The sequence below is a fragment of the Achromobacter sp. HNDS-1 genome (assembly GCF_040084795.1).
GTDB classification, from domain to species: domain Bacteria; phylum Pseudomonadota; class Gammaproteobacteria; order Burkholderiales; family Burkholderiaceae_B; genus Achromobacter; species Achromobacter ruhlandii.
In genome coordinates, this window is the sequence record NZ_CP157584.1 from 1,760,193 (window position 1) to 1,769,087 (window position 8,895).

16 protein-coding genes are annotated in these 8,895 nt (G+C 61.0%); 1 reads left to right on the top strand and 15 read right to left on the bottom strand.

Annotated features, from left to right (window positions below; translation table 11 throughout):
* The first annotated feature begins 96 nt into the window (after positions 1-96).
* On the top strand, positions 97-453 hold the full coding sequence (locus ABFG95_RS08060; RefSeq protein WP_054470960.1) for a hypothetical protein: 357 nt from the start codon (positions 97-99) through the stop codon (positions 451-453).
* A 53-nt stretch (positions 454-506) separates the two neighbouring features.
* Here ABFG95_RS08060 and ABFG95_RS08065 read toward each other — a convergent pair whose 3' ends face one another.
* The 15 genes from ABFG95_RS08065 to ABFG95_RS08135 form a co-directional block, all read right to left on the bottom strand.
* Positions 507-755, bottom strand: a complete 249-nt coding sequence (locus tag ABFG95_RS08065) for a helix-turn-helix domain-containing protein (RefSeq protein WP_054470959.1) — start codon at positions 753-755, stop codon at positions 507-509.
* Between the two features lie 60 nt (positions 756-815).
* Positions 816-1,724, bottom strand: a complete 909-nt coding sequence (locus tag ABFG95_RS08070) for a recombination-associated protein RdgC (RefSeq protein WP_348995737.1) — start codon at positions 1,722-1,724, stop codon at positions 816-818.
* Positions 1,721-2,266, bottom strand: coding sequence for a hypothetical protein (locus ABFG95_RS08075; protein ID WP_054470957.1), 546 nt, complete (start codon positions 2,264-2,266; stop codon positions 1,721-1,723). The genes ABFG95_RS08070 and ABFG95_RS08075 overlap by 4 nt, the downstream gene beginning before the upstream one ends.
* 158 nt (positions 2,267-2,424) lie before the next feature.
* Positions 2,425-3,342 (bottom strand): DNA cytosine methyltransferase, encoded by a 918-nt coding sequence (locus ABFG95_RS08080; RefSeq protein WP_076521750.1) that lies wholly within the window; start codon positions 3,340-3,342, stop codon positions 2,425-2,427.
* Positions 3,343-3,352: 10 nt separating this feature from the next.
* On the bottom strand, positions 3,353-3,757 hold the full coding sequence (locus ABFG95_RS08085; protein ID WP_092578894.1) for a hypothetical protein: 405 nt from the start codon (positions 3,755-3,757) through the stop codon (positions 3,353-3,355).
* Between the two features lie 157 nt (positions 3,758-3,914).
* Positions 3,915-4,160: a hypothetical protein gene (locus ABFG95_RS08090; protein WP_139208512.1), complete on the bottom strand. Its 246-nt coding sequence runs from the start codon at positions 4,158-4,160 to the stop codon at positions 3,915-3,917.
* Positions 4,153-4,800 carry a hypothetical protein gene (locus tag ABFG95_RS08095; protein ID WP_054470954.1) on the bottom strand — a complete coding sequence of 216 codons (648 nt, stop codon included), beginning with the start codon at positions 4,798-4,800 and terminating at the stop codon, positions 4,153-4,155. Before ABFG95_RS08095 ends, ABFG95_RS08090 begins: the two co-directional genes overlap by 8 nt.
* 98 nt (positions 4,801-4,898) lie before the next feature.
* Positions 4,899-5,363 carry a hypothetical protein gene (locus ABFG95_RS08100; RefSeq protein WP_092578888.1) on the bottom strand — a complete coding sequence of 155 codons (465 nt, stop codon included), beginning with the start codon at positions 5,361-5,363 and terminating at the stop codon, positions 4,899-4,901.
* Between the two features lie 16 nt (positions 5,364-5,379).
* The gene (locus ABFG95_RS08105; protein WP_348995738.1) at positions 5,380-5,646 is read right to left on the bottom strand and encodes a hypothetical protein; all 267 of its coding nucleotides are present in this window, start codon (positions 5,644-5,646) and stop codon (positions 5,380-5,382) included.
* Positions 5,643-5,888, bottom strand: coding sequence for a hypothetical protein (locus tag ABFG95_RS08110; RefSeq protein ID WP_348995739.1), 246 nt, complete (start codon positions 5,886-5,888; stop codon positions 5,643-5,645). The genes ABFG95_RS08105 and ABFG95_RS08110 overlap by 4 nt, the downstream gene beginning before the upstream one ends.
* A gap of 10 nt (positions 5,889-5,898) precedes the next feature.
* Positions 5,899-6,366: a hypothetical protein gene (locus ABFG95_RS08115; RefSeq protein WP_092578884.1), complete on the bottom strand. Its 468-nt coding sequence runs from the start codon at positions 6,364-6,366 to the stop codon at positions 5,899-5,901.
* Positions 6,367-6,430: 64 nt separating this feature from the next.
* On the bottom strand, positions 6,431-6,658 hold the full coding sequence (locus tag ABFG95_RS08120; RefSeq protein ID WP_348995740.1) for a hypothetical protein: 228 nt from the start codon (positions 6,656-6,658) through the stop codon (positions 6,431-6,433).
* A 2-nt stretch (positions 6,659-6,660) separates the two neighbouring features.
* The gene (locus ABFG95_RS08125; protein WP_092578880.1) at positions 6,661-6,975 is read right to left on the bottom strand and encodes a hypothetical protein; all 315 of its coding nucleotides are present in this window, start codon (positions 6,973-6,975) and stop codon (positions 6,661-6,663) included.
* Positions 6,975-7,391: a hypothetical protein gene (locus tag ABFG95_RS08130; protein ID WP_348995741.1), complete on the bottom strand. Its 417-nt coding sequence runs from the start codon at positions 7,389-7,391 to the stop codon at positions 6,975-6,977. Before ABFG95_RS08130 ends, ABFG95_RS08125 begins: the two co-directional genes overlap by 1 nt.
* Before the next feature lie 319 nt (positions 7,392-7,710).
* Positions 7,711-8,754 (bottom strand): hypothetical protein, encoded by a 1,044-nt coding sequence (locus ABFG95_RS08135; protein ID WP_076515799.1) that lies wholly within the window; start codon positions 8,752-8,754, stop codon positions 7,711-7,713.
* Between the last annotated feature and the right edge of the window lie 141 nt (positions 8,755-8,895).

Here is an 8,895-nt window from a genome sequence, read left to right on the forward strand (position 1 = left end):
GGAGCCGCCGCCCATGGCTAATCCGCCCCCTAACAAACGCCTCGACGCGAGCGTCCCGGATGTACTGTATATTTATACAGTAATGGAGATCATAGTATGCCCCCCGACAAATACCCGCCACCTCTGACGTTCGCCCAACTCCGGGCCTTCTTCGATAGCGCTCCGACAGAAGCCGCACGGGCGTATTGTTGGGAGATTGCGCGGCTTCACGCCCAGCTCCTGGAGGCCTTCCGGGTCTATGAGTACTGCCAGGAGAAGTGGCAAGAGGCAGTGCGCAACGGCGATCAGATGGAAGTGATGCCGGGCTCGCTGCTGCTGATGGAGCACAAATCAGCGTTACTGCGGGAACCGTGCGTACAGGCCCGACTTGATGAGCAGTGGAAAGACCGGGACAAGCCGTTCACGAGGTACTACCCGGTCAGAGATTTGGACCAGCGGCCGGACCGCGCCTGACACCTATCCAGCGGTTTCGGGTTGCAGGCACATCGAGTTCTTCCGGCCCGCGATTAGGATTGTGATTTTCGGCCTGCCGCTGCGAGCGCTTCGAGTCCAAATTGCACCAGATAGGGTGCCGGCTTTCCGTCGTCCTCGGCCAAGTAGTAGCGCATCATCCGCACAGACACCCCGAGCCGTCGCGCTGCCTCCTGTTGGCTCAGGCCCGCCTCGTCCAACAATTGCCGCAAATAGTTGGGATCCGGATTGTGCCGCTCCAAGTTCGGGGGTGACACCAGCACGGCATCGTTAGCTTGCTTCATACACTTTTCCTCGCAATATCACAGGCCGGGATGGGCAAATGCTTGCCGCCCGCTCTACCTTCAGTCTTCTATGCCGCAGCCGCCCAAGCAAGCCATCAATGCCGCGAGCAATCCGGCCAACTCGCCCGCCATTAGAGCAAAGCTCGTGTCGAACGTCTCCTCCTCATCCCGCACGTCACTGGGCAAGTCCTTTTGAAGTACGTCCAAGAACCGCAGGCGGCGCAGGGTCAGATCCTCGGTCAACGTGAACGAGATTTTATCGGCCCACGTCAGCGCGAGCCGGGTGCATTGCTTGCCCTGCTCGATGTGTCGTCTAGCGTCGACGGTCTCAATCGAATGCCGCACCCAGCGAATGGCGCCATGGCCACGTCCCCGCGATCGCAGCTCTGCGTCCTGGTCAATCGAGAATCCCTCGGATGCCTCGCCGTCAAGAACCCACTGCGTCATTACGCGGCCGGGCGCGGTCTGCACTTGCAACGGCTCGACCGAAAACGGGTCGACAGTCTTGCTGAGTAGCGACAACACCTCATCCGCGCGCTTCGATGAAGCGGTATCGACGACTATCCAGCCATTGTCACGATCAATCCACACATTGGTATCCCGCATCTGAAGGAACGCCTTTGGCAGGAGCTCCTCCAGCACACGATCCTTGATGTCTTTCAGCTGCCTCCGGCCTGGCTTGTAGCCCTGGCGGTGCTCGATCAATGCTGCGACCTCCTTTACACGCTGCCTCACTACGGCAGCAGGCAGGAGACGCCTGGCCGTTCTCATACGAATAAGCCAATGGGGCCCCACCTCACGCACGCATGTGTTGCCCACACCGGCGGGAAGCCAACCCCGCCCTTCTCGCCCGCTTTCCGGCATCGCGAAAGCCAAGCGTCCGAGCTGCTCCTCCAACGCTTCGGACGAGCTGGCAATGTCTTCCTGCGATCGGTAGAGATGGGCATTTTTGAAGAACGTGCGGCTCATCGAACGCGTCCGGGCTGCGATGCATGCTGAGTCGACCTCGTATCGCGCCAAATTGCGCCGACATACCAGAAGAGCGATGGCCCGCGCCCCCATAACCGGCCGGAGGCGCGGCTGCGCTGTCGCGATTTAGCCGCACAGACTCCGACGCCATGGAGTTCTGCCACCCTCGCCATCCATCCAAGCATGCGCCCAGGCCTGTCGTGCTCCCGGTATGCCACGTACATGGACTCCACTCCCGAGCGCTTCCACGCCACCAACAGCTCCGACAACTGGTCGTATGTCGATCGCGGAACGAAGCGGAAACGACGCGCTTCAACCTCGCGCATGCAATGGTCGAGCGACACGTGAAGCGCCCCTCGCAGCCGTCCGATCGACGCCGCATCGCAATCGCCATATATCAACCGCAAACTCCACATCAGAGCGAAGCCCTCGATGCGGGACAAGCGCTTTGTCGACGTCAGAACCTGCGATTGGCCTACGCCAATCAACTCCACCGCATGAATGAAATCGAAGGAGGTCCAACTTGCTTTGGTGAGTTTCACGCTTTTTCCTCCACGCACATAAAACAGCAGGTTTCGCCGGGGATGGCGCACGCGGCCCCTCAAACAGGCGAGACCCGGCAAAGAAAGGGTTGTTCCGGCCACTGAAGCGGCTCAGACCAGGGAGGCCAGCCTTCGACCAGCGCCCCCCGTGTATTTGCTCAGGCAGCCCTCCGGAGCGCGGATATCGCTTCGAACGCCATCGGCGGCGGGTTCGCATTGCCCAGCATGTGCAAGGCCACCGCTTGATTCGCTGGAAGGATGTAATCCTTCCTGAAGCCCATAGCCGCTCTGTTCTCGGCAATCGTGAGCATGCGCATCCTGTCCCCGTCCACGACCGCCCAGCGTGCGCGGGTGGTAACGGTGCCCAAGGGGCGATCGAGCGCGCGCCCGGTCAATCCCGACCCGGAACCGTAGTAGGGCATCACGAATCGCTCGCCAAAAGCGCGTCTCGCGTTACGAACTCGGTCGAGAGTCTTTTCTGACCGGCCAGGACGCTGCACGAGTGACCAGTTTCCCGCCGCGAAGTCGATCACTTCACCGATCGCACGATGCTCGCGTTTCGGGGAGTCCAGCTGGATGGGATGTCGGCTGCGCGTCCCCACGATCAAAAGGCGCTTTCGATGCTGCGGCACACCGCAGTCCGCGGCGTCCCAAATCATCGGTGACAGCGTATAGCCCAGTGCGGCCATAGCGGCGCACCATGCGGGATACAGAGCCCATTGTGCAAAGGCCGGCACGTTCTCCACCAGAACGAAAGGCGGCCTATGGCATTCGACGGCCGACACTACTGCCCATGCTGTGGCTCGCGCCGCGTCGTGATGTGGCTTGTCCTTGCCCCGTGCAGGTGTGTGCCCCGTGCACGCGGGCGAGGCCATGAAAAGGTCGTGCGCCGGAGCCTTGGTCCAGTCGGCCTGGTGAACGTCCTGGCAGATATGCGCTGCGTCCGGGTGATTGGCTGCATGAGTATCCACAGCGGAACGCCAGTGGTTGGCGCACCACGTGACCTTGATGCCAGCCATCCGCGCCCCCTCCGTGTTTCCGCCCATTCCTGCGAAGCAATCGATCGCGGTCTCCATGATCGTCACCTCAAACAGCGACACGCACGGAACGCACGGCATAGCCCGCAGCCTGGACCACTTCGCGGGCGCGTTCAGCGTCCTCAGCGGCCGCGTCGACCCAGATGCGATGACCGACCTCCACCCGAAAGAGTCCCTTGGAATCCGGCTCGCCAATTCGCGCCGCACAACCCGCGAACTCGGTCACCTTCTCGAACGGAAACAGCTGAAAAAAGGGGTCCGCCAAGGCACTGTCGCGATAGGCCATGACAGACTTCACTTGGTCGGTGTTCAAGCCCACCTCGGCCTGCAAGAACTGCGACATCTCCTCGTCGCTCGAAACGTCGTTATTGCAGAGTTGATCGTTCACCCATTGGCGCTGCACGTTCAGCAGGGAATCTAGGCAAGCAGGGATGGTCGTTGCGGATTCAAGCATTACTCTCTCCAGGGTCGCGGCACAGACTTTACATTCTTCGTGCCTTTATTTAAATCACCCAGGAATTATATAGGCAACAATTGCCTATCAAGACCATAGCCTGTAACAGGCATTGCGCGGCAATAGGGTCATCGCGAGCACTGTGTACCGAAATCGTTTACGCGTATGCGGCCCAATCAGCACACCGGAAGATGCGCAAGGTGCCATGCACAATCCCCGCCGCCTCGCAGGCCGCGATATACGCCTCCTGAGCCTGTTCAAGAAAATCGGCCCTGTAGACCACTTCGCGGCTCGGGGTGCCACCCGGACCAAGGTCGACGACCTTGAACCGGCAGGTGTGGCGCAGCCAGCCATTGGTGAGCGCCCCCGCGAAGTGAACCGGGCCCAACTTGCGGTCACCCATGCCGCCCTCCATCCCCTTCCGCAGCTATGACGTACTCCAGGGCAGCTGTCGGTGGTGCATCGATGATGTCCTCCAGCCAGAGGTTCTGTTCAACGTACTCCAGCGCTCCACGTAGCGAAGCGAAATCCAGAACGCTGTCATCAGCTCCATACACGAGACGGGCAAGCCGCGCACGCCCGCTCTTCGGGGCATAACGCAGTTCCCACGCGCACGCCTCGGGCTGCGGGTGGCTCACCGAGAATCGCACCCACCCTCCCTTTATGCGCTTCATGGCGGGCGCGAAGTAATTGATAGCCTGTTCCACGCGCTCAATGGCCCCTTGCTGTGCACGGTTCAGCCCGAAGCTAAGGACGAGTTGTTTTGTGTCACTCCAAGTCCCGAAGACATGTAGTCCCCACGACTCTGCGATGGCGCTGAGTGCCTTGTAGAAGACCATGCCGCCTGTTCCATCCGACCTCATAAGCTCGGCCAGATCCGGCGTACTGCCCCATTGCCGCAGCTGCACCCACGCGATTTCTTCCTGCAACGCACGAACCACCTCGCTCGCTCGATCCTCTTTCCGCTGGGCTTGTGTCGCTTCCTTCTTTGCTATGGCCAGCTTCAGTTCCGCCTGCGCCAGACGCCGCCGAAGCGCAGACATCGAACTATCCAAACTCGTTTGCAAATCGCTCTCCCAAAGTGTTGATTCCGAAAGGCGGCGAAGCGCCCCCAGTTCTCCGACATCCCAGCTTTACGCGGCTAGTCCTGCACAGGACGCCATTGGATTTCCGAGATCGGATCGTCTCCGCGCAGGAGAGCCCGCGCGTCCCGCAGCTTTGCAAGGATCGCCCCAGTGTTGTCGTTCTCATCACGCACAAAGGCAACGCTATTGAGCAAATCGATAGCTGCGCTTATGGCGTTGTCCACCGTTACATCAGAGCGTTTACGGACATCCGAATACGCGTGAGGCGCACCGCTCATAATCTCGGCCACTGCCCTTCCTGCACCGTTGTGCTTCGGTCCATAGCCTTGTTCGCGTGCAATTCGCAGGGCGGCAGGCGCAGCCAGCACGCGCGCTGCGAGCTCGAAGCTGCTGTCGGCATGCCGCAGGTCACCAGCGAGCAACAGGAGCGCTCGTTCGTCGGTGAGGTTGAATCCGTCCGCGACCCATTCGGGGGCCACATCAAAACGGACGATCCAGGTATATGGTTTGATCTTGTTCATGTATGAAGCTCCTGAGCTAAGCCGAAGGCTGGGAAGCGCGATAGTCGGCCCAATCCTGATACTCGCCGGTGGGCAACTCATCGGTGACGTCGCGATCGGCCCACGCCTCGAACGCCGCGCGGCTGACGATGGGGTATCGACTGCCGCGCCGCACGGCAGGCCCGTCGTACTGCACTTGCCCAACGGATCCGATCCACTGAACCGTGCGATCGTTTACCAGTCCGCCACTCTCGGCGGGCCGCTTTGCGCGGTAGGTGCGCCCAACTCTTACGTCCATGGTCATTCCTTCTCTGTCAGGCCAGGTTGTCCAGGCCCGGGGGCCCTTTGCATGGCAACCTTGCGGTCGTAATGTCCGGCCAACTCGCCACAATGGCCGTGCCAGGAAGACTCGCCTTCGCTGGCAGCATTGCGCAGATGATGAGCCGCTTCTTTCCATTCACCGGCCGCGACGGCCTTCCATACCAACTTCATTCGCGTGATCTGGTCGTCGGGGCAGGACATCAAAAGCTCGTATGCGGTAGACACGGCCTTTCCTTTAAAGCTGAGCTTGACGACGAGGCGACGGGACGGGCACGAGCGAGCCGAAGTCGTCCATGATCCCAGGCAGACAATCGCCTTGAGTTTCCCGGGACACTGTCGCCCATGCCAGCCAATACCGGCGATCGCGATTGAGACGGTCGCCGAACATCCCGCCGGGCACGTCCTCGCGGTAGGTGCCGCCTATACGGTCCTCGGTCTCGATCCTGCTCCCTCCATCGTCCTGCTGCTCACCTTCGTCCTCTACCAACAATGACCAGCCGTCCATGTCAAACGAAAGCTCCACGCGCTCGCCATGCTGATTTTGGACGCCCACGAAGGTATGCATTTTGATGAGCGCCTCTACATCCTCGTCCGGGATGTTCGCGCTTTGGTACATCAGTCCGTCTGGATAACGGGTGGTCTGTACCACTACCGGCTCCCCATCGACGAACCAGCGACCGTTACTGCCTTTTTCAATCACCATGATTTTTCCTTTCTGCCAATACCGCTAGAAGCGATCACAAACACCTTGGCGCCCGAAGGCCGTGCTATTTGTCGTAAACGCTACTCAGGTGGCCCGCGTACTCGCGCATGTTCTGCGCGAGCAGACGACGGCCGTCGTCGTCTCCACGGGGGGAGGACGCATCGGCGCACATCGCGCACGCCAGCGCGAAAGCACTGACCGCATCCGCCGCCGCATCGAGCTTCTTGACAGCGACTAAGGCCGCCTTCTTGCGCGCCGTGACGGCGCGGCCTTCGGCTTTGTCTGAGTTCATAGTCAGCCCTGCGGATTTCGGATGTTGCTGCGAATGGAGTCATAGACCCCGACGACGAGCTCGGCGCGGAAAGCCTTGGCGCGATCGCTCTGGCCGTCGCGCAGCTCCTCTAGAAGCGCGCTGGTGTGATCTCGCCACGCGACCACGCCCGCACGGATGTACGCCTCTTGCTCCGCAGCGCTCATCGCGTCCGGGATCTCTCCGCTTTCCCTATGGCGAGCGTGACTTGCGCGGAGGAAAGCCACAAGGTGATGAAGGGCGTTCGCATCGAGGCCAAACTGCGACGCCATCTTCTGGACTTCTGCGTTCCGGTCCATCAGGCTTCCTCTCGTTCGTCGTAGGCTGCGCGCAGCGCGTCGTAGCAAACAGCGAACCGGGACGCGGCACGACCGCATGCGTCCGGAAACTCTTCCCCGCTTGCCACACGCTCGATCAGCTCGGGCAGCGCGGCGTCCAAGCCGCCGCCCATGGCGGTTCCCGGGAGCGGCAAGCCGCAGCTGGCAGCGTATTCATGAGCCGGCATGCGCGCGACCACCGGAAACTCAGCCGCCCCCCACTGGCGCGGGTCGTTATCCGAAGCGAACTTATCGGCTTGGCTCTTCGTAGCGAAACCATCGCGGACCTTTGCAACATTGACCGGCGGGAGGCTGCCGACCTGGCGGGTATGCGCCGGGACGGTCACCACAAACACGGGCTTGTTTCGCATCTTGCGAAGTGTCGAGATAAGGATCATGGCGGATGCTCCTGTGGGCGGGATGCCAGCGGGCGACCTACAGGCAACCCGCCGAAAAATTAACATTTGACGATGGTTTATTTAAACCTCCCAAACATTATATAGGCATCTATTGCCTACCATGACCGCAAAGTGTTACTTACCCCGGCACGCGGTCGCAGCTGGCCGCTGCCTTTCCTTTTGCGCGGTGCCGTACCCGTGGCGACCATGGGGCGAATTTGCTCGTGGGCACGTTAGGGCGCACACGTACCCACCGGGCAAGAGGAAAAGGGGGTCGACGGCGGCAGGCTCGGTCGGGGGCACCTCCGCCCCCGCGCCATCACATCAAGCAGAGCAAGAGATCAGAGTTTTGCTCTTCTTCCTTGCGCGGCGCTGCGCAATCCTCGCGCGTGGCATCCTCCCCTTGGCGCGGAGAATCCTCTTCCTCCTCGTCGAAGTCGCCCTCTTCATCGTCGTCCGGATAGTCCTCACCGTCGTCCTCGTCGGATGCGCTCTCGGCGATAGCACGCGCAAGGCTGTAGGAGCCGGTGTCGTCAAAGAAGACCAAAGCTCCGTCGAGAACGCATTTGACGCCCCTTACGCTGACGACAAGGCCCCGCCGGTCTCCCCGCTCCAGCGCCCCAGAATCCCAGGCACGGCATTGCTCCTCATAGGTGAAGGTCTCGCCTTGCCATTGCGACAGCGGCACGAAGGACCATCCCTCGCATTCGCTGTATTCCCCGCAGTGGAACATCCCGTCGTTGACGTACCCTCGCCCGCCGTAATTGAAGGTTGCCACGCCCGCCGGCCCCTTAGGGCTGTAGGCGATCTTGTCCGCGCTATACGCGGGGGCCCATATCTGCATGGGCACTTTGTGGCGTTGCAGGTGGTCGCGGTAGCTATCAAGGAAGACCAAAGAGCGTCCCATGTGGAACACCAGTTCATGGCGAGTCTCGCCCCAGCGGGTCAGCACAAGGCTGCCGAATCCGTCGCAATGCAACGCCGTGGTGCTGTAGTGCCTTGCAAAGCGGCTTTTCGCGCACTGGCGGGGGTGCGCTCCCGGCTGCGCCATCACCGCGCGACAATGCTCTTCGAAGGTGGCTATCGCATCTTCTGCCGCGTCCAGGGGAATTGCGGGCGAGCGATCACGGCACAGGAGGCCGAACACAGCGTCTTCGCGGCGAAGCTCGCTTAGCAGGCACTCCACCCCTTCTGCGTACATTGCGCGGACCGCCTGAGGAATGTCATCGAACCCCTGCGCGACGACCTGCTCCAGCCGGACAATCGCGTCTTCCAGGGGCAGAACTTCCCCCAGCCACGTTCCGGGAGCGGCTGCGCGAAAGACTTCTTCGGCAGCACCAAGATCAAAACCCAATTGCGACATATGACCTCCAGGTGAGTTGCATCTGTTCGGCGTAGCACGCCGGTACAGTGAAATGATATAGGCAATGGTTGCCTACCTGGATACTCGTTTGTTTCGCTGCGCTTGGGCAATGTGCATAGCGCAAAGCGCATGTCGGTTTGC

What these genes read in the sequence shown, in the direction of transcription:
- ABFG95_RS08060 (WP_054470960.1), top strand. Translation starts at nt 97, where the DNA reads ATGCCCCCCGACAAATACCCGCCACCTCTGACGTTCGCCCAACTCCGG.
- ABFG95_RS08065 (WP_054470959.1), bottom strand. Translation starts at nt 755, where the DNA reads ATGAAGCAAGCTAACGATGCCGTGCTGGTGTCACCCCCGAACTTGGAG.
- ABFG95_RS08070 (WP_348995737.1), bottom strand. Translation starts at nt 1,724, where the DNA reads ATGAGCCGCACGTTCTTCAAAAATGCCCATCTCTACCGATCGCAGGAA.
- ABFG95_RS08080 (WP_076521750.1), bottom strand. Translation starts at nt 3,342, where the DNA reads ATGGAGACCGCGATCGATTGCTTCGCAGGAATGGGCGGAAACACGGAG.
- ABFG95_RS08085 (WP_092578894.1), bottom strand. Translation starts at nt 3,757, where the DNA reads ATGCTTGAATCCGCAACGACCATCCCTGCTTGCCTAGATTCCCTGCTG.
- ABFG95_RS08090 (WP_139208512.1), bottom strand. Translation starts at nt 4,160, where the DNA reads ATGGGTGACCGCAAGTTGGGCCCGGTTCACTTCGCGGGGGCGCTCACC.
- ABFG95_RS08095 (WP_054470954.1), bottom strand. Translation starts at nt 4,800, where the DNA reads ATGTCTGCGCTTCGGCGGCGTCTGGCGCAGGCGGAACTGAAGCTGGCC.
- ABFG95_RS08100 (WP_092578888.1), bottom strand. Translation starts at nt 5,363, where the DNA reads ATGAACAAGATCAAACCATATACCTGGATCGTCCGTTTTGATGTGGCC.
- ABFG95_RS08105 (WP_348995738.1), bottom strand. Translation starts at nt 5,646, where the DNA reads ATGACCATGGACGTAAGAGTTGGGCGCACCTACCGCGCAAAGCGGCCC.
- ABFG95_RS08115 (WP_092578884.1), bottom strand. Translation starts at nt 6,366, where the DNA reads ATGGTGATTGAAAAAGGCAGTAACGGTCGCTGGTTCGTCGATGGGGAG.
- ABFG95_RS08120 (WP_348995740.1), bottom strand. Translation starts at nt 6,658, where the DNA reads ATGAACTCAGACAAAGCCGAAGGCCGCGCCGTCACGGCGCGCAAGAAG.
- ABFG95_RS08125 (WP_092578880.1), bottom strand. Translation starts at nt 6,975, where the DNA reads ATGGACCGGAACGCAGAAGTCCAGAAGATGGCGTCGCAGTTTGGCCTC.
- ABFG95_RS08130 (WP_348995741.1), bottom strand. Translation starts at nt 7,391, where the DNA reads ATGATCCTTATCTCGACACTTCGCAAGATGCGAAACAAGCCCGTGTTT.
- ABFG95_RS08135 (WP_076515799.1), bottom strand. Translation starts at nt 8,754, where the DNA reads ATGTCGCAATTGGGTTTTGATCTTGGTGCTGCCGAAGAAGTCTTTCGC.